This is a genomic window from Streptomyces sp. NPDC051822 (genome assembly GCF_044452745.1).
Taxonomy (GTDB): domain Bacteria; phylum Actinomycetota; class Actinomycetes; order Streptomycetales; family Streptomycetaceae; genus Streptomyces.
Map to the genome: position 1 here is coordinate 603,817 of NZ_JBITBZ010000002.1, position 18,616 is coordinate 622,432.

14 protein-coding genes are annotated in these 18,616 nt (G+C 72.6%); 5 read left to right on the plus strand and 9 right to left on the minus strand.

The window, feature by feature from the left end:
• Positions 1–148 precede the first annotated feature (148 nt).
• Positions 149–1,258, plus strand: a complete 1,110-nt coding sequence (locus ACIA8N_RS08585; RefSeq protein ID WP_365782102.1) for a ferritin-like domain-containing protein — start codon at positions 149–151, stop codon at positions 1,256–1,258.
• A 28-nt stretch (positions 1,259–1,286) separates the two neighbouring features.
• Here ACIA8N_RS08585 and ACIA8N_RS08590 read toward each other — a convergent pair whose 3' ends face one another.
• The 7 genes from ACIA8N_RS08590 to ligD form a co-directional block, all read right to left on the minus strand.
• Complete coding sequence (locus ACIA8N_RS08590) at positions 1,287–2,765, minus strand: penicillin-binding transpeptidase domain-containing protein (protein ID WP_365782100.1); 1,479 nt, start codon at positions 2,763–2,765, stop codon at positions 1,287–1,289.
• Between the two features lie 34 nt (positions 2,766–2,799).
• Positions 2,800–4,179, minus strand: coding sequence for an FtsW/RodA/SpoVE family cell cycle protein (locus ACIA8N_RS08595; protein ID WP_365782098.1), 1,380 nt, complete (start codon positions 4,177–4,179; stop codon positions 2,800–2,802).
• Positions 4,180–4,239: 60 nt separating this feature from the next.
• Positions 4,240–5,511, minus strand: coding sequence for a HAMP domain-containing sensor histidine kinase (locus tag ACIA8N_RS08600; RefSeq protein WP_365782096.1), 1,272 nt, complete (start codon positions 5,509–5,511; stop codon positions 4,240–4,242).
• Positions 5,508–6,221 carry a hypothetical protein gene (locus tag ACIA8N_RS08605; RefSeq protein WP_365782095.1) on the minus strand — a complete coding sequence of 238 codons (714 nt, stop codon included), beginning with the start codon at positions 6,219–6,221 and terminating at the stop codon, positions 5,508–5,510. The genes ACIA8N_RS08600 and ACIA8N_RS08605 overlap by 4 nt, the downstream gene beginning before the upstream one ends.
• A gap of 172 nt (positions 6,222–6,393) precedes the next feature.
• Positions 6,394–8,559 (minus strand): PBS lyase, encoded by a 2,166-nt coding sequence (locus ACIA8N_RS08610; protein ID WP_365782235.1) that lies wholly within the window; start codon positions 8,557–8,559, stop codon positions 6,394–6,396.
• A 211-nt stretch (positions 8,560–8,770) separates the two neighbouring features.
• Entirely contained in the window at positions 8,771–9,655 is an 885-nt protein-coding gene (locus ACIA8N_RS08615) for a DNA ligase (protein WP_365782093.1), read from the minus strand.
• Between the two features lie 128 nt (positions 9,656–9,783).
• Positions 9,784–10,680 (minus strand): non-homologous end-joining DNA ligase, encoded by an 897-nt coding sequence (gene ligD / locus ACIA8N_RS08620; protein ID WP_365782090.1) that lies wholly within the window; start codon positions 10,678–10,680, stop codon positions 9,784–9,786.
• 49 nt (positions 10,681–10,729) lie between these two features.
• Here ligD and ACIA8N_RS08625 point away from each other — a divergent pair, with 49 nt between their 5' ends.
• The 3 genes from ACIA8N_RS08625 (at position 10,730) to ACIA8N_RS08635 (ending at position 14,772) form a co-directional block, all read left to right on the plus strand.
• Positions 10,730–11,815 (plus strand): Ku protein, encoded by a 1,086-nt coding sequence (locus ACIA8N_RS08625; protein WP_365782088.1) that lies wholly within the window; start codon positions 10,730–10,732, stop codon positions 11,813–11,815.
• A gap of 272 nt (positions 11,816–12,087) precedes the next feature.
• Positions 12,088–13,698 carry a M4 family metallopeptidase gene (locus tag ACIA8N_RS08630; RefSeq protein WP_399415965.1) on the plus strand — a complete coding sequence of 537 codons (1,611 nt, stop codon included), beginning with the start codon at positions 12,088–12,090 and terminating at the stop codon, positions 13,696–13,698.
• A 273-nt stretch (positions 13,699–13,971) separates the two neighbouring features.
• Positions 13,972–14,772: a DUF4239 domain-containing protein gene (locus ACIA8N_RS08635; RefSeq protein ID WP_365782086.1), complete on the plus strand. Its 801-nt coding sequence runs from the start codon at positions 13,972–13,974 to the stop codon at positions 14,770–14,772.
• Positions 14,773–15,349: 577 nt separating this feature from the next.
• On the opposite strand, the gene ACIA8N_RS08640 is transcribed toward ACIA8N_RS08635, so the two are convergent.
• Complete coding sequence (locus tag ACIA8N_RS08640) at positions 15,350–16,021, minus strand: hypothetical protein (protein WP_365782084.1); 672 nt, start codon at positions 16,019–16,021, stop codon at positions 15,350–15,352.
• Between the two features lie 126 nt (positions 16,022–16,147).
• Positions 16,148–17,275 (minus strand): hypothetical protein, encoded by a 1,128-nt coding sequence (locus tag ACIA8N_RS08645; protein ID WP_365782082.1) that lies wholly within the window; start codon positions 17,273–17,275, stop codon positions 16,148–16,150.
• Positions 17,276–17,538: 263 nt separating this feature from the next.
• Between ACIA8N_RS08645 and argF the strand changes: the two genes are divergently transcribed.
• Positions 17,539–18,588: an ornithine carbamoyltransferase gene (argF, locus tag ACIA8N_RS08650; RefSeq protein WP_365782080.1), complete on the plus strand. Its 1,050-nt coding sequence runs from the start codon at positions 17,539–17,541 to the stop codon at positions 18,586–18,588.
• The last annotated feature ends 28 nt before the right edge of the window (positions 18,589–18,616 follow it).

Below are 18,616 nucleotides of genomic sequence, written 5' to 3' on the forward strand. Positions count from 1 at the left end.
TGCCCGTCAGCAGCACCGTCAATCCCCCGTGCGCGACTTGTTGACGACCCGTCTAGCAGCGTGTGAGCCTGGCCGGAGGCGCGTACGAAGGAATCGTACGAACGACTCGCACCACGGGAACGGCCATCCGACCCCCAAGGAGGCGTCAGTGTCGACGCGCGACCTCTACACCACGGCCCCGCCCGCCCTCACCTGGCAGGTGCCCGCCACGGGCGCCGCCCGCTTCTCCTGGGAGTACGAGGAAGGCCGCGAACGCCTCCTCGCCCTCTACCAGAAGGGCAAGGACAAGCAGTGGGACGGCGCCACCCGGATCGACTGGGACCTGGAGGTCGACCCGTACGACCCGCTCGGCACCCCCGACGAGGTCCTCACCCTCCACGGCACCCGCCACTGGGCGAGGATGACCGAGAAGGACAAGGGCGACCTGCGCCGGCACTACGCCTCCTGGCAGTTCAGCCAGTTCCTCCACGGCGAGCAGGGCGCCATGATCTGCGCCGCCCGGATCGTCGAGTCCGTCCCCGACCTCGACGCCAAGTTCTACTCGGCCACCCAGACCATGGACGAGGCACGGCACGCCGAGATCTACGGCCGCTTCCTCCACGACAAGATCGGCATGCTCTACCCGATCAACGACAACCTCAAGGGCCTCCTCGACGACACCCTGCGCGACTCCCGCTGGGACATGCCCTACCTCGGCATGCAGGTCCTCATCGAAGGCCTCGCCCTCGCCGCCTTCGGCATGATCCGCGACACCACCGACAAGCCGCTCCCCAAGCAGATCCTCGCGTACGTCATGCAGGACGAGGCCCGGCACGTGGCCTTCGGCCGGATGGCCCTGCGCGACTACTACCGGCAGCTGTCCGACGCCGAACTGCGCGAACGCGAGGAGTTCGTCATCGAGGGCTGCCACCTGATGCGGGACCGGCTGCGCGGTGTCGAGGTCCTGGAGAACTTCGGCATCCCGAGGAAGGAGGCGGAGGAACTCAGCGAGCAGAGCGAGTTCCTGCACCTCTTCCGCAAGCTCCTCTTCAGCCGCATCGTCCCCTGCGTCAAGGACATCGGCCTCTGGGGCGAACGCCTCCAGAAGGCCTACCTCGACATGGGCGTCTTCGACCTCGGCGACTCCAACCTCGACCTGCTCATGACCCAGGACGAGGAGATCGCGGAGGCGCTGGACCGCGAACGGTTCGCGGCGGAGGAGCGGGAGCGGGTAGCGGAGGTGGCGGAGGCGATCGCCGAGGGGGGAAAGACGTCCTGAAAGGACATCGGATCCACCAAGCCCCGACCTACGGATTCCGCCTCTCCGCCTCCAGCCGCAGCGCCTCCCCCATCACCGCCCGGGCGATCGGCGCCGCGCTGCCGCCCCCGCTGATGTCCGTACGGGAGGCCTCGGCGTCCTCGACGACCACGGCCACGGCGACGGCCGGCTGGGCCGTGTCGTCGGCCTGGGCCCAGGCGATGAACCAGGCGTACGGGGTGCCGGTGTTGCCGAAGCCGTGCTGTGCGGTGCCGGTCTTGCCGCCGACCCGGGCGCCGGGGATCGCCGCCTTGGAGCCCGTGCCCTCCTCCACGGCCTTCACCATCAGGCGCTGGAGCTGGAGGGCGGTCGAGGGGTTCATCGCCTGCCGGTAGCTGCGGCGGCCGGTGCGGTCGACCGTGGTGCCGCCGGCGGTGGTCGTGCGGTCGACGAGGTAGGGGTGGGCGATCTCCCCGTTGTTGGCGACGGCCGCCGCCACCAGGGCCATCTGGAGCGGGGTCGCCGTCGTGTCGAACTGCCCGATCGACGAGAGCGCGAGCTGGTCCGGGCTCATCTCCCGGTCGAAGTTGGACTTCGCGACCCAGGAGGGGACCCGGAGCCCGGTGTCGTTGAAGCCGAAGCGTTCCACGGCGTCGACCATGCCCGTCAGGCCGACCTCCACCCCGAGCCCGGCCATCACGGTGTTGCAGGACCACTGGATCGCGTACGCGAGGGACGCGTCCGCGCACCCCCGCGCCTCGTTCGGCAGCACCTGCCGGGTGCCGGGCAGGACGAACGGGTCGGGCGTGTCCGTCGGCGCGTCCACGTCCCGTACCGCCCCCGCGTCGAGGGCCGCCGCGGCCGTCACGATCTTGAACGCGGAGCCCGGCGGGTACGTCTGGCGCAGCGCGCGGTTCAGCATCGGCTGGTTCGGCGAGGTGTTCAGCCGCTTCCAGGCGTCCTTGACCCCCCGGCCCGTACCGGAGAGGACGCCCGGGTCGTACGAGGGCGAGCTGACGAGCGCCAGGATCCGGCCGCTGTACGGCTCGACCGCCACGACCGCCCCGCGCTTCCCGGCGAGCCCCCGGTAGGCCGCTTCCTGCATCGGGGACCGGATCGTCGTCACGACGTCACCGCCCGCCTGCCGGCCCCGCGTGAGGTCGTTCCAGAGCGGCAGCGGCGCCAGCATCGGTTCGGTGCCGGCCAGGACCGCGTCCTCGGCGTGCTCGACGAGGGTCGTGCCATAGGTCTGCGAGGAGTAGCCGGTCAGCGGCGCGTACAACGGCCCCTGGCGGTAGGTGCGTTCCCAGCGCAGCTGCTGCCCGCTGTCCCGGGAGCCCGTCACCGGCTTCCCGTCGACGACGATCTCGCCGCGCGGCTGCGCGTACCGGTTGATGGCGATCCGCCGGTTGGCCGGGTTGTCGTCGAGGGACTCGGCCTCGAAGACCATCACGCGCGCGGAGTTGACGAGGAGGGCCGCGAGCAGGACGAGACACAGCGCGGCGGCCCGCCGGGCGTACCGGATCACGAGGCGCCGCCCTTCCCGGTGGCGTACGGCCGGATCACGAGGCGCCCTCCTTCACCGGGGCGAGCGTCCCGGTGTCGGCGGAGTCGGGCTGAGGTGCGCGCGCCGAGTCGCTGACGCGGATGAGCAGCGCCACGATCACCCAGTTGGTGACCACCGACGAACCTCCCTGGGCGAGGAACGGCATGGCCATGCCGGTCAGCGGGATGAGCCCCATCACCCCGCCCGCGATCACGAAGACCTGGAGCGCCACGATCGACGCGAGCCCGATGGCGAGGAGCCGCCCGAAGGGGTCGCGCAGCGAGAGCCCGGCGCGGTATCCCCGGGCGACGAGCAGCGCGTACAGCAGGAAGAGCGCCGTCAGGCCGACGAGTCCCAGTTCCTCGCCCGCCGTGGCCAGGATGAAGTCGGACTTGACGGCGAACCCGATGAGGACGGAATGGCCGAGTCCGAGCCCGCTGCCGAGCATGCCCCCGGCGGCGAAGGAGAACAGCGACTGCGCGAGCTGCCCCGGGCCGTCGCCCGCCCGGATGGAGGCGTACGGGTCGAGCCAGTCCTGCACCCTGCTGTGGACGTGGGGTTCGAGCGAGCCGACGAGGAAGGCTCCGGCGGAGGCGAGTACGAGACCGACGGCGATCCAGCCGATCCGGCCGGTGGCCACGTACAGCATGATCACGAAGAGCCCGAAGAAGAGCAGCGAGGTACCCAGGTCCCGTTCCAGGACCAGCACGCCGACGCTGAGCAGCCAGATGGCGACGATGGGCCCGAGCACCCGCCCGGCCGGGAACTGGAACTTCCAGATCCGGCGGCCGGTGTACGCGAGCGCGTTGCGGTTGGCGGCGAGGTACGCGGCGAAGAAGACGGCGAGCAGGATCTTGGCGAACTCGCCCGGCTGGAAGGAGAGACCGCCGATCCGGATCCAGATCCTGGCGCCGTTCACGGCGGGGAAGAAGATCGGCAGGATCATCAGCCCGAGCGCGGCGGCCACGGACACGTACGCGTAGCCCTGAAGGACGCGATGGTCGCGAAGCAGCAGCACGACCACGATGAAGAGCGCGACGCCGAGCGTCGACCACACCAGCTGGGTCGCCGCCGCCTGGTCGTGGGGCGTCTCCAGGTCGAGGCGGTAGATGAGCACCAGGCCGAGCCCGTTGAGCAGGACCGCGATCGGCAGCAGCAGCGGATCGGCGTACGGGGCTCGGAACCGGACCGCGAGATGGGCGACGAGCGCGAGCAGGCCGAGCCCGGCCCCGTAGCGGGCGGCGTCCGGCGGTACGGCGCCGCTGCGGGCGAGGCCGACCTCGGCGTAGCCGTAGACGGAGATGAGGACGGCGCAGACGAGGAGGGAGAGTTCCACGCCGCGGCGCTTCGGGATGCGTACCCCGGGCGGGGGAGCGTCCGTGCGCGGTGCGGTCATGGCCGCAACGTAGCAAGCGGTATGCCCTATGTCCCTTTTGTGTGACGGTGTGCCGTCCGCTCAGTCGGCCGGCCCGTCCTCTTCGAGGGATACGTACTCGGGAAGCCGCAGCCGGGCGACGGCGCCCCCTCCTTCCGCGTCGGCGAACACGAGCCCGGCGCCGATCACCTCGGTCTGCCCCGCGGCGATCGTCAACCCCAGGCCGTGCCCCTTGCCCCCGCCCTCGGTCCGAAAGCGCTGTGGCCCCGACTCGATCAGATAGCGGGGATACCCACTCCCATGGTCCCGCACGGACACCACGGACCCGTCGACGGTGACGACCACGGGCGGGCCCCCGTGCTTGTGGGCGTTGGCCACCAGATTGCCGAGGACCCGCTCGAGCCGCCGCCGGTCCGTCTCCACCATGGCGTCCCGCACGACCCGTACCTCTGTCTCCGTGCCCGAGGCCCGAACCAGCCGCTCGACGAGCTCACCGAGCGGGTGCACGGCCAGATCCACGGTCTCGTTGCCCGCGTCGAGCCGCGAGATCTCCAGGAGATCCTCGGTCAGTCCCCGCATGGCCCGCACCCGGTCCCGCACGAGCTCCGAGGGCCGCCCCTCCGGCAGCAGTTCGGCGGCGGCCGAGAGCCCGGTCAACGGCGTGCGCAGCTCATGGGCCACGTCGGCGGTGAACCGCTGCTCGCTCTGCAGCTTGCGCTGCAGCGAGGAGGCCATGGTGTCGAGCGCCCCGGAGACCGTCGCCACCTCGTCCTGCGGACGCGAGGGGTCCTTGGTCCGGGGATCGTCCACGCGCGCGTCGAGATCACCGGCGCTGATCCGGCGGGCCACCTGGGCGGTCAGGTGCAGCCGCCGGGTGACCCGGGTGACGGCGAAGGCGCCCACCAGCAGCGTCGCCCCGATCGCGAGGACGGAGGAGCCGAGGATCGAACGGTCGAGCGCGTCGATGGTCTCGGCGCTCTGGGTGTAGTCGACGCGGACGGCGAGGGCGCGCCCGTCGGCGGGTCCCGCCGCCCACATCGTCGGCCGGCCCTCGTGGTCACCGACCACCGTGCCCCGCTCGCCCCGGACCGCGAGCGCCCGCAAGGACGCCGGAAGCCCCACCGGATCGATCCCGGAGAACCGGGGGATCGGCTCGCCCGACTCGTACAGCCGGGTGACGTCGTCGAGCCGCGCGAGCGCCTTCTCCCGGGAGTCGGCAACCGTCTGCCCGGCGACGGAGACATGCACGAGAACACCGAGCAGAGCCGCGAGGGCGCAACACATCACTCCGATGAAGACGGCGGCCTTCCACGTGAGGGTCGCGGTCCAGGCGGGCAGCCGGGGCGCCCTCACGGGCGGGTCTCGACGGGCGAGGGGACGGTCGGACCGACAGGACGGGGAACGGCCCCGGCCGAGGGCTTCACCCGCACGATCTCGTCCCGGGTGGGCAGCATGCTGTGCTGCTGCTCGTCCCAGGACCAGGCGGTGCGGTACTCGTACCCGGGGATGCCGGCCGAAGCGACCCGCATGATCAGATCCCGTCCGGCCAGCTCGACGCTGACGACCTGGTCGACGGTGGACATGATCCGGGTGAGCCCGCCCTTCTCGGCGAGGTAGACCCGGATCCCGACCTGCTGCTCGGGCATGCGGATCCCCACGATGAGCTCGTCCCGCCCGTTGCCGGTGAGATCCCGGTAGTACGGCCGCATGACGGGACAGCCGGCAGGCGCGCTGCCGCAGGCCGCGATGGCACGGGCGGTCTCCTCGTACATCCCGTCGGGACCGCTGTACACGCCGGGCCGGGCCCGCACCTCGGCGCGGACGACCGCCACGGCATCGACCGAACGGACGTCGTCGCCGGAAACCCTGAGGCCGGGTACGCGCGAGGTCTCCGACTCGCCGTAGTCGAACGGCGGATCGGTCGCGGGCGGAAGATCGGGCCAGAGCCGTACGGGCCCCACGGCGGCAGGAGTGGCACCGGCACTCTCCAGGGCACCCTCACCACACCCCGCGACGAGCAGCAGACCACAGACGGCGGCAAACACCCGACGAGGCTTATCCACAGGGAGACCTTATTCGCAGGAAAGCCCCGTCTGCCCACCGCTGAAATGACGAGCCGCAGACGCCCGACGAGGCCCGAACGCGACCCCCGGAACGTCCCCCACGGAGGGCGCACCAACCGATGCGAACCCACCAAGCCAAGCCCCGACCACCGAGCGCAACCCTGGAACGCCCCTAGAAAACCCCCCGCTCCATCCGGGCCAACGCGGCCCGGCACAAGGTCAGCAGCTTCTCGTCGAGGTGGACGTCATGACTGCCCGAGGCCCCTTCGCGGGCGTTGTGCCGCCGCCGACGGGTCAGCTCCGTGAGGACCACCAGCTGCGCGGACGCCGCCGCGGGCCCCATCTCCGCCAGACATTCGGCGACGTCCACGCGCGCGTGCCGGTTCTCCTCCCAGGCGGCGAGCAGCACCGGCAGGGCCGCCGCAGTGTCCCCGGACACCCGCCACAGGGCCGCGGCACTGCGGACCCGCACCCACAGGTCCCGCGAGGCGAGCCCGGGCCGGAGGGCGGGAGCGGCCGCGGCGGCGGCCGGGCCTATCTCGCCGAGGGCCTGGGCGGCGACGCACCGGTCGGCGCCCGAGACGCCCGGCCGCAGCCACCGTTCGAGGGCCGGCAGGACCTCCGCAAGGTCGCCCTCGGCCGACCACAGGGCACGTGCCGCGGCGGTGGCGACGGCGGCCGATTCGGAGGCCATGAGTCTTCGCATGTCCGGTACGGCTTCCCGGGCGGCGGGCCCGAAGGCCGCCAGGGTCCGCAGGGCGGCCTCGCGCACCCAGTCGCGCCGGTTGGGCGGCGCCCCGCGCAGGACCCGCAGGACCTCCGGCAGGGCCTGCCCGCCCCGTACGGCCCCGAGGGCGAACAGCAGGGGCGCGGCCCGGTCGTGGAGCCGCTCGTCGAGATCGACCTCGGAGAGCCGGCGCCGCAGCAGCGGGGCGAGCATGGCGGCGGAGGGCCCGAGCCCGTCCACGGCGTACAGCAGCTCCCGCCGCACCTCGCCCTCCTCCAGGGCGCGCGCGAGCAGCGGAACGGCGCGGCTGTCCCCGGCGCGGGCCAGCGCGAGGAGCACCCCGTCCCGCCCGGACCGCCCGCCGCCACGCGAACCGGCCCCACCGGCCCCGACCTGACCGGCACCCCCGGGCCGACGCGAACCCCCGAGCCCAGGCCCCGCCCCCGCCGCCGCCCCCGCCACTGGCCCGGCGGCGAGCCGCGCGACGAGCGCGTCCGCGGCGGGCGCGCCCAGCTCGAAGAGCCGCTCGAGGAAGGTGGCGGCGGCCTCGCGGAGCCGCGGCTCGGGGTCCTGGAGCTGCGCGCCGACGAGCCGGACGACTTCCTCGTACCGCCCGCGCCAGACCCGTATCAACCCGCCGCACAGCCAGATCGCGTCGGAGCGCTGCCCCCAGTCGGGGCTGCGCAGCTGCGCGAGGATGAGGGCGATGCGGTCGTCGACCCGGTCGTCGAGGGCCGTGTGCAGGGTCCGGAGCAGTTCCTCGGTCCAGGGGGCGGGCCGTCCGGCGGCGTGTTCCTCCAGGAGCTCCCGGAACTGTCCGATCAGCGTCGAGGTGGCCGGCCGCTCCGGCGCCGCGGGTTCGGGCCGGTGCGCCGTGGTCCTGATCTCCTCAAGGAGCCCGGTCACGCAGGGCACGACGTCGTCGGGGATGTCGCCGGGGGCGCACCGGGCCCGCTGGGCGAGGGCGGCGAGGCGGAGGCCGGGGTCCTGGGCGGCGCGGGCGAGCCAGCCGAGCCAGTCGACGGTCTCGGTGCGCAGGGAGGCGTGCCGCAGGGCGATGCGCCCGACGGCGGCGACGAGGGCGAGCCGTACCTCGGTGTCCCGCTCGACGGTGAGCCGCTCCCGCAGGAGGGTGAGGACCCGGGCGGGCTCGGGGTGGAGGGAGGCGAGTGCGCAGGGCGCGGTGAGCCGCACCTCGGGGTCGGGGTCGCAGACGAGCCCGAGGAAGACGTCGGAGCCTGCGGCGATGGCGGCCGCGGCCATCGCGTAGTTGGCGGCGGGGATGAACTCCTCGTCGTCGGCGCCGAGTTCGTCCAGCTCGTCGTCGTCGTCGAGTTCGATCCCGCCGATGCTGGTGAGCAGTTCGACGATGCAGCCGCGGTCCTGGACGGCGGGGTCGGCGACGAGTTCGAGGAGGAAGGGGATGCAGGCGAGGGTGGAGTCGTAGACGTCGCCCTGGTGGTGCACGGCCCCGTACATGCCGTCGAGGGCGGTCTCCCGCTCCGCGGGGTCGGCGGAGGCGAGTCCGCGGAGCAGCTCTGGCACGTCGTCCGCGGGGCCGTACGCGTGCCCCAGTGAGGCCCAGTCGACCTCCTCGATCCCCGTCAGCATGTACCAGGCCGCCTTCCCCGTGAGCGCTGTACCAGGCAGCAAGTGTGCACCACGGGAGGGGTGACGAGGCGGTAGCGGCGACACCGGCCGCGCGGGAGGCTTCCGTTGCGTTCTCTTTGCGCCATGTACGGTACGCAGCAAGGCAGTTGCTCTGCGTATACGACTCGAAGACGGTTCCGCACGGCCCCGCGCGGTGCCGGCGGCGGGCGGCTCAACCTTCGCCCCGTACGCGTACGAAGGTCGGGTTCTCCTGCCGCTGCCGCCCCGCGATCTGCCGCAGTTCGACGGGTACCGGGGGGTCCACCCACCGCACGGGCCCGTGGTCCGGTTCCTGGACGAGCGGCCCGGCGCGGTCGCCCACCAGGGACCCGACCTCGCGCGACTGGGCCGGGGTGAGCCGGGGCGAGGTGGTCACGGTGCGGCCGTCGGGGAGCCGTACGACCAGGGTCCGGGGCCGGTCGGCGGGGCCGAGGACGCCGAGGAGGACGCCGTCGCTGGTGTCCGCGTGCCGGATCTTCCGCCATGCCCAGGTGGGCCCGGCGCGGTAGGGCGAGCCGAGGAGCTTCGCGACGATGCCCTCGACGCCCGCTTCCCGCAGGTCGTGGAACCAGCTGCGCGCGGTCTCCTCGTCGAGGGTGGCCAGGACGCGCTGGATCGGCGGACGCGCCTCCCCCAGGGCCGTTCCGAGCAGCTCCCACCGGTCGCGGAGCGGCAGGCTCCGTACGTCCCGGCCGGGGACGGCGAGGAGGTCGAAGGCGATGTACGAGACGGGAACCCCGGCCCTTACCCGGTCCGGGTGCGAGCGCAGCAGGTCGGTGAAGCTGAGCCGCCCCTCCCGGTAGGCGCACAGCTCCCCGTCGAGGACGATCCCGGGCGGCAGCTGGTCGCGCAGGTGGGCGGCGATGTCGGGGAACTCGGGGGCGAGGTCGCGGCGGGAGCGGGACTGGAGGACGACCCGCCCGTCGCCGAGGACGAAGGCGAGCGCGCGGAACCCGTCCAGCTTGAGCGAGTACTGCAGCTCCCGGGGCGGCCGGGCCTGTACGGGGATCTCGTCGGCGGGCCGCGGCCGCATGACGTCGACGGGCGGGAACAGCACGACGGCCGCGGACTCCCCGGCACCCCCGCCCCTGGCATCCCCATCCCCGGCGCCCCCGCCCATGGCACTCCCGCCCCAAGCGCCCCGGCCCCCGGCGCCCGCCACGCCTCCCGCGCCCCCGGCGCCCCTCACGGCAGTCTCCCGGCCCGTTCGGGCTCGAAAAGGGGCGCCAGGAGGTCCCCGTACCGCTCAAGACGTGGCGTGATGTCGTCCATCAGGAAAACGAGGGCCTCCGGGGTCGCGGCGCGGTGGGCGCCGTCCTCCACCTCCTCCCAGGTGACGGGGGCGGAGACGGCGGGCCGGGCCCTGGCCCGCAGGGTGTAGGGGGTGGCGGTGGTCTTGGCGGCGGCGTTCTGGCTGTGGTCGACGAAGACCTTCCCGGGCCGCAGCGCCTTCGCCATCCGGTGCACGACCAGCTTGGGCAGCGCCGCCTCCGCCTCGACGGCGAGCTGCCTCGCGTACGCCGAGACCTGGGCGGACGGCGTCGGCGCCACGGGTACGAGCAGGTGCAGCCCCTTGGACCCGGAGGTCTTGGCGAAGGCCTCCAGGCCGTCGGCGGCGAGCCGCTCGCGCAGGTGCAGCGCGACCCGGCAGCACTCGACGACCGTCGCGGGCGGCCCGGGGTCGAGGTCGAAGACGAGCCGGTCGGCGACGGCGGGGGAGGAGGTCCGCCACTGGGGCGTGTGGAACTCCACGACGAGGTTCGCCGCCCACATCAGGGAGGCCAGGTCCTGGATCACCACCTGCCGGGCGCCCGGGTCCTCGGAGCGGGGTACGGGGGTGGTCGTCACCCAGGAGGGTGTGCCGGGCGGGGGATTCTTCGTGAAGAAGAGCTGCCCCTCGGGACCGTCCGGATAGCGCAGGAAGGACACGGGCCGGTCCCGCAGATGCGGCAGGATCGCGGCCCCGACGGTCGCGTAGTAGTGGAGCACCTCCCCCTTGGTGGTGCCGGTGACCGGGTGGAGCACCTTGTGCAGGTTGCTGAGCGCCAGGCGCCGTCCGTCCACCTCTGTGAGGGGCGTCATACGATGAGAATCGCACGTTTTGGGACAATTCGGCTCGAAAGGGAGAACCGTGAGATCCATCTGGAACGGTGCCATATCCTTCGGGCTGGTCAGCATCCCGATCAAGCTCGTGAACGCCACGGAGAGCCGGTCCGTCTCGTTCCGCCAGATCCACACCGAGGACGGCGGACGCGTCCGCTACAAGAAGGTGTGCGAGGTCGACGGCGAGGAGCTCTCGGCCGCGGAGATCGGCAAGGCGTACGAGGACGCGGACGGGACCATGATCCCGATCACCGACGAGGATCTGGCCGCCCTGCCGCTGCCCACGGCGAGGACGATCGAGATCGTCTCCTTCGTGCCGGCCGGTGAGATCGACCCGCTCCAGATGGACGCCGCGTACTACCTCTCGGCGAACGGCGTACCCGCCGCCAAGCCGTACACGCTGCTCCGGGAGGCGCTCAAGCGCAGCGACAAGGTGGCCGTGGCCAAGTTCGCCCTCAGGGGGCGCGAGCGCCTCGGCATGCTCAGGGTCGTGGACGACGTGATCGCGATGCACGGCCTGCTGTGGCCGGACGAGATCCGCGCCCCGGAAGGGGTGGCCCCGGAGACCCCGGTCGCCGTACGGGAGGCCGAACTCGACCTGGCGGACGCCCTGATGGCCACGCTCGGCGAGGTCGACATCAGCACCCTGCACGATGACTACCGCGCCGCGGTCGAGGAGATGATCGCGGCGAAGGCGGAGGGCGGCGAGGGTGTCGCGGCCCCGGAGCCGGGGGAGCCGGCCGGTGGTCAGGTCATCGACCTGATGGCGGCCCTGGAGAGCAGCGTCAGGGCGGCGAAGGAGGCGCGCGGCGAGGGGGACGCCGTGGTGACGGAGTTCAAGCCGCGCGGTACGCCGAAGGAGACGGGCGGCAAGAAGTCCACGTCCAGGGCGCCGGTGAAGGGGACGGCGGCTCCGGCCCGCAAGTCGACGTCGACGGCCACGGGCCAGGCGGCGAAGAAGACGGCGGCGAAGAGCACGGCGAAGACGGCGGCGAAGAAGGCGACGGCGAAGGAGGAGCCGAAGGCCACGGCGAAGAAGACGGCGGCGAAGAAGGCGACGGCCAAGAAGTCCGCCCCGGCCAAGAAGGCGACCCCGCGCAAGCGCACGGCCTGAACCCCGCCAGCCCCACCGGCCCCCCACCGCCCCACCCGCACACGAAGCCCCCCGGCTCTCCCGCCGGGGGGCTTTCCGTTGCCCGCTTCCGGGCAAATGTCACCCTCGACCCCGCCCAACACCCCGCATACCGAACACACTTCACTGTCCTTCGGACAACACATGGTCAAATTCTTGTTGCAGACCTGTCAAACAGGCTCATTCGCTGGCACGCTCTCACCCGCGCCACCACCCCCCCCACAACCCCCACGCTTTTCAGCGAAGGAGCCCGCGTGACCCGCCAGCAGTCCTCGCACCGCCGCACCGCCACCACCGCCGCCGCCCTGATCGCATCCGCCGCGATGGTCGTCGTCGGAGTCCAGACCGGATCCGCCAGCGCCGACGTCCAGCGGGAGGCCGGCGCCACCGCGCTCGTGCTCACCGGCTCCGAGCGCGCCGCCGCCGTCCAGGAGGCGCAGGCCGGAGCGGCCGCCACGGCCAGGGCCATCGGCCTCTCCGGCCAGGAGAAGCTCGTCGTCAGGGACGTTGTCAAGGACGCCGACGGCACCGTCCACACGCGGTACGAGCGCACGTACGAGGGCCTGCCCGTCCTCGGTGGCGACCTCGTCGTCCACCAGAAGAAGAACGGCTCGCGCGCCACCACGAAGGCGACCGAGGCCCGTATATCGGTGGCGAGCACGGCCGCGAAGGTCACCGCCGCGACCGCGGGCAAGGCCGCCGCGGCCTCCTCCGACGCGAAGTCCGCCGCCCCCGCCTCGTCCCGCAAGGTGATCTGGGCGGCCACCGGCAAGCCGGCCCTCGCCTGGGAGACGACCGTCACGGGCGTCCAGGCCGACGGCACCCCGAGCGAGCGCCACGTCATCACCGACGCCGCCACGGGCAAGGAGCTGTACGCGTACGAGGCGATCGAGACGGGCACCGGTCACACCCAGTACGCGGGCACGGTCACGCTCGGCACGGCCCCCTCGTACACCCTCACGGACACGGCCCGCGGCGGCCACAAGACGTACGACCTGAAGGGCGGCACCAGCGGCACCGGCACCCTCTTCACCAACAGCACCGACACCTGGGGCAACGGCCTGGCGACGAACCGCGAGACCGCCGCCGCGGACGCCCACTACGGCGCGGCCCTCACCTGGGACTTCTACAAGAACGAGCTGGGCCGCAACGGCATCCGCGGTGACGGCGTCGCCGCCTACTCCCGCGTCCACTACGGCAACGCGTACGTCAACGCCTTCTGGTCCGACTCCTGCTTCTGCATGACGTACGGCGACGGCGCGGGCAACGCCAAGCCGCTGACCTCCATCGACGTGGCCGGCCACGAGATGACCCACGGCCTGACCGCCGCCACCGCCAACCTGCGCTACAGCAAGGAGTCGGGCGGCCTCAACGAAGCCACCTCCGACATCCTCGGCACCTCGGTCGAGTTCTACGCGGCCAACGCCTCGGACGCCGGCGACTACCTCGTCGGCGAGAAGATCGACATCCGCGGCAACGGCACCCCGCTCCGCTACATGGACAAGCCGAGCCGCGACGGCAACTCCGCCGACTACTGGTCCAGCAGCCTCGGCCGCCTCGACGTCCACTACTCCTCGGGCCCGGCCAACCACTTCTTCTACCTGCTGGCCGAGGGCAGCGGAGCCAAGACGATCAACGGCGTCTCCTACAACTCCCCGACCTCCGACGGCTCCACCGTCACGGGCATCGGCCGCGCCGCCGCCTACAAGATCTGGTACAAGGCCCTCTCCACCTACATGACCTCCTCCACCAACTACGCCGGCGCCCGCGTGGCCACCCTCTCGGCGGCCGCCGACCTCTACGGCGCGGGCAGCCCGGAGCACACCGCCGTGGCCAAGGCCTGGACGGCGATCAACGTCAAGTAACCACCCCCACCACCCAGGGGCCGCCCGGCGAAAGCCTGCCGGGCGGCCCCTTCCGGGCTTCGGCGGGCAGCCGGCGTCAACCTCGCGACGCGCGAGCACCGTCTCGCCCGGGGGACGGCCGACCACCGGGGACATGGGCGAGACACGCCTGAGCGCGGGGCTGAACAGGCCTGAGCGCGGCTGGGGACACGCCTGAGCGCGGGGCTGGGACAAGCCTGAGCGCGCCGTCGCGGCGGCGCCGCCGTGATCACCGCGTCCCTAGACTTCCCGCACATGTCGCTCTGGCTGCTCAATCACTTCAGCACCTTCACCCTGGCCCTGATCACCGTCGGCGGGACGGTCGCCCTGGCCGCCGCCGGCAGCGTGGTGGCCCGCCGTAAGTACCCGTCGCTGGCCGAGGGCGAGCACAACGACATGGTCGGGGTGACGCTGGGGATGTTCGGCGCCATCTACGGGATCATCCTCGCCTTCGTCATCGTCACCCTCTGGACCCAACTGGACAGCACCCAGACCATCGTGGCCACCGAGGCCACCGACGTCGCCCTCATCGCGCGCGACGCCGGCGCCTTCCCGCCACCGGTCCGCGCCGACCTCGACGCGGCCCTCAGCGGCTACGTCCACGCGGTCGTCGAGGACCAGTGGCCCCGCATGCGCGACGGGCAGCCCACCTACGGGGCCACGGAACAGCACCTCCAGACCGCCTTCGGCGTCCTCCAGGCGTACGAGCCGAAGACCACCCGCGAGGAGGTCTTCTACGAGGAGGCCGTCGCCCGCCTCAACGACGTCGCCGGTCAGCGCCGCTCCCGCCTGACCATGGCCGAGCAGGAACTTCCGCCGCTGCTCCAGGTCCTGGCCTTCGGCGGCGCGCTCGTCCTGATCCCGCTCACCTTCCTGTACGGCATGCGCAGGCTGCGGATCCAGCTCCTCTTCGTCGCCTCCGTCGCCGCCCTCATCGGTTTCAGCCTGCTCCTCGTCCTGGTGCTCGACCGTCCCTTCGCCGGCGAACTGAGCGTGAGCCCCGCCCCGTACCAGGAGGGCGCGCTCGCCCGGTACTGGGAGCCCGTGAGCCGCTGACGGACACGGCGACAGGCCGTGACCGCGGTCAGGTGACCGGCTCCGGCGGGGGCACCGGACCGGGCAGAGGCCCCGGATGCGGTCCCGGCTCCGGGGAAGGGCCGCCCGGCTGAGGATCCGGTTCAGGTTGCGGCGGCGCGGGAGGCACCGGATCCGGCCCGCCGGGCCCGGGCACCGGGCCGGGAACGGGCCCGGGCTGCGGTCCGGGCCCGGGACCCGGCGCCGGGGTGGGACTCGGCGGAACCGGATCGCTGGGCGGATGCCCCGACCCCGACCCCGACCCCGACCCCGGCCCCGACCCCGGCCCCGACCCCGGACCTGGCTTCGGCCCCGGACCTGGCGTCGGCTTCGGGGACCGCGGGTCGGCCGGGAAGGGGCGTGTCGGGGGCGCGGGGGGCGGTTCCGGGGGGTCGTGGGGGAACGGACGGGTGGGTGGCCCGCTCTTGGTGCTCATCATTGCCATCGTGCTCATCATCGTGATCCGCCTCCTTCGGCCTTGGCACCCACCGGCTACCCGCCACGGTGCGGGTCACGCGTGGGGTGTCCGGCCGTCGTCGGCGCGGAGCGGCCGGCGACGCTACTTCCGGCCCGGAGTCCATTTCATGCCGAGCCGGTACGCGCGGGAGATCACGTCCTGCACACCGGGTCCGTCCTGCGGGGTGAACCAGCGCACCTCGCGTCCGACGACGAGTTCGCCCTTCTGCCGCTTGATGAGGGCGATGGCGCAGGCGTGCGCCTGGGGCGGGCAGTCGTCCAGAGTCACCTGGAAGCGGTCGCCGCGATCGGACGTCAGGGTCACCACCGCGTCGAGGCCGCGGAAGTCGCCGGACCCCTCGTAGATGTAGACGAAGAGGAGGAGCTTCTGGAACTCGGCCTGGTGGTCCAGGTTGATGACGAGGTTCTCGCCCGTCGCGTGGGCGCCGGTCCTGTCGTCCCTGTCGAGGGCGACGTACGGGAAGCGGTCCACCGAACCGAACGCGTTGCCCAGGGCCTGGACCACGGTCTTGGAACCGTCGGTGCAGCGGATCATGCAGCCGAGGTCGAGATCCACCTTCCTGGCCGCGGCAGACCGCAGCGACGCCCGGACCCGCCCGAACAGACCACGGGCCTCGCCTGCCGCCCGCTGCGCGACGGCCTGCGGCGAGGTCCAGTTGAGATTGACCTTGATCAGTCCGGACGTCACACCGTGCTTGTCCAGAGAGACCGTGGGCGAAGCCTTGGTCAGGTTCACGGTGGTGGGCTTCGTCATGCGGCACCTTTCCGGGTCGGGGACGTCCGAAGTCGTGGCGGACGAAGGCGGGATGCGCCGCGGTGCCGACGGGCTGACGACGGCGTGCTCACGGCGTGCTCACGGCGTGACCACGGCGCGTCCGGCTCAGCGGCGGATGCCCGCGTACGCCGACGGGGAGACGCCACCCTCCGCTCCCGCCGTGCCGCCCACGGTCCACACCCGGCCCGCCGCGTCGGCGGCGGCCCCGTACAGGTAGCCGGCGCCGGCCGGGTCCTCGGTCCGGGTGAGGAAGCCCTGGGGACCGGGGGTCAGGACGTAGTTCCCGGCCGGGTTGACGGCGGGGTCCATGGTCTCGCCCACCGCCACCGGACGGCCCGAGCCGTCGAAGGCGATGTCGAACAGCTGGCCCGTCTCGGCGGGGGTACGGACCGTGCGCCACGCGCGACCGTCGTAACGCACGATCACGGGACGCCGCCACAGCCTCTCGTCCCTGATGTGGCCGACGGCCCAGATGTCGTTCGCCGCCCGCTCCTCGATCCCGTCGAAGATCGCCCCGTCGAGCGCGGGCGGCAGGCTCTGCCTGGTCCACGACGTGCCGTCGAAGCGGGAGACGCCGTCGCCGAGGGCGAGGAGGACGCCGCCGGCCCGCGCCTCCAGCTGGGAGACCCAGTTGAGCCCCGTGTTCGCGGGCAGCCGGGTCCAGCCGCCGCCCCCGTCCGCGTCCCCGCGGAACATGACCGGCACGTAATCCCCGGCCGTGTCGGCGTAGCCGCCGTACACCCAGACCGAGCCGCCCGCGTCCACGTCGACGGCCGACAGCGAGGTCGCGTCGGCGCCCTCGGGGAACGGCAGGGCGGCCTCGCTCCACGCGGTGCCGTTCCAGTGCTGGAGCAGTGCGCGCCCGCGGTCCCAGTCCGACTCGCCCACGAGTTCGTTGCGCGAGCCGACGGCCCAGACCTGGTCGGGCGCGCCGACGGCGAGGTCGTCCAGGCGGCCGTGTTCGGCGGGCTGCGGGGGCGCCTGCCACCCCGTACCGGTCCAGCGCAACGCCACCGGCGCGAAGGGACGGGTGGTCGCGTCGCTGCGCGAGCCGACCGCCCAGGTGGCACCTCCCGCGGTCTCGATGTCGAACAGGACGCTGCCGTTGCTGTCGGGCGGGCTGACGTCCCGCCAGGTCCGGGTGTCGGCGGCGGCGGGTGAGACGGCGGTGGCGACGACCGCCGTCAGTCCGACGGCAAGGGCGGTCGCCGCCCGGGGCAGGGAACGAAGCATGAAAGGGCATCCTCGGCTCGGAGTGAACGACATGACCGATGTGATCGATGTGATCGACGTGATCGATGTGACGTGCTTGCTCTCGATACGTTCGATGCGCCGAGCCCCCGGAAATGTTTCACCGACGTCGAGAAGACCGGCCCGCCGCCCTCCCCTTCCTCCCTTCCTCCCTCCGTCCCCACCCGATCGGCTCGTTTCAACGGCTGGGCGAGGGGAGACGCATTGCGAGAGCCTCACGCCAGTGCGGGGAAGGGACACACGACATGGGCGACGACCACCGGGCGCGGGGCCTCCTCAAGGACCCCGACCTGACGTCCGACCGGGTCGAGGAACTGATCGCCCGGGCGGCGCACCTCAAACGCGTACACCGGACCTCGGCCGACCGGCCGGCCCTGGCGGGCAGGACCATCGCGCTGCTCTTCGCCAAGTCATCCACCCGTACCCGCTCCGCCTTCGAGCTGGCCGCCCTCGGGCAGGGCGCGCGTGTCTCCTGCTTCGGGCCCGGCGCGAGCCATCTGGGCGTGCACGAATCGGCCGTCGACACCGCCATGGTGCTGGGACGGCTGTACGACGGGATCGCCTACCGGGGCCCGAGTCACGACACCGTCGAAACGCTCGGCCGGCACGCAGGAGTCCCGGTCTGGAACGCGCTGACGCCGCCGTGGCACCCCACCCAGGCCCTGGCCGACGTCCTCACCGTCAAGGAGCACTGCCGCAGACCCTGGACGGACATCTGCCTGACCTTCGTCGGCGACGGCAGGTCGAACGTGGCCAACTCGCTGCGGATCACCGGCGCGCTGCTGGGCATGACGGTCCGTGTCGTGGCCCCCGGGTCGATGACCGGCGCGGCGGACGTACGCGAACGGGCCGAGCGGATCGCCCTGCGCACGGGCGGCCGTGTGGAGGACACGGACGACATCGAGGCGGGAGTGCGCGACGCCGACTTCGTGTACGCCGACACGTGGATCCATCTCGGTGAGCCGGTCGACTCCTGGCGACCCAGGATGGTCGCCCTCGCCCCGTACCGGATCGACGACCGGGTCCTCTCGGCGGCGAAGAACCCGGAGGTGCGGTTCCTGCACTGCATGCCCGCGGTGCACGACAGCAGTACCTCGGTCGGCGCGGCGGTGCTGGCAGAGACGGGCCGGGAGGGCGCGGAGGTCACCACCGAGGTGTTCCGCGGCCCCGCCTCGCTCGTCGTCGACCAGGCGGAGAACCGGATGCACGCGATCAAAGCCCTGCTGGTCAGCGACCTGGCCGACGCGGCCCACGACCGTCCCGCGGAAGATGGTTCACCCCGGCAGTGGCCCTAGCCAGGGACGGATCCACCCCCTGCTGATC

What these genes read in the sequence shown, in the direction of transcription:
- argF (WP_365782080.1), top strand. Translation starts at nt 17,539, where the DNA reads ATGGGCGACGACCACCGGGCGCGGGGCCTCCTCAAGGACCCCGACCTG.
- ACIA8N_RS08635 (WP_365782086.1), top strand. Translation starts at nt 13,972, where the DNA reads ATGTCGCTCTGGCTGCTCAATCACTTCAGCACCTTCACCCTGGCCCTG.
- ACIA8N_RS08640 (WP_365782084.1), bottom strand. Translation starts at nt 16,021, where the DNA reads ATGACGAAGCCCACCACCGTGAACCTGACCAAGGCTTCGCCCACGGTC.
- ACIA8N_RS08595 (WP_365782098.1), bottom strand. Translation starts at nt 4,179, where the DNA reads ATGACCGCACCGCGCACGGACGCTCCCCCGCCCGGGGTACGCATCCCG.
- ligD (WP_365782090.1), bottom strand. Translation starts at nt 10,680, where the DNA reads ATGACGCCCCTCACAGAGGTGGACGGACGGCGCCTGGCGCTCAGCAAC.
- ACIA8N_RS08645 (WP_365782082.1), bottom strand. Translation starts at nt 17,275, where the DNA reads ATGCTTCGTTCCCTGCCCCGGGCGGCGACCGCCCTTGCCGTCGGACTG.
- ACIA8N_RS08610 (WP_365782235.1), bottom strand. Translation starts at nt 8,559, where the DNA reads ATGCTGACGGGGATCGAGGAGGTCGACTGGGCCTCACTGGGGCACGCG.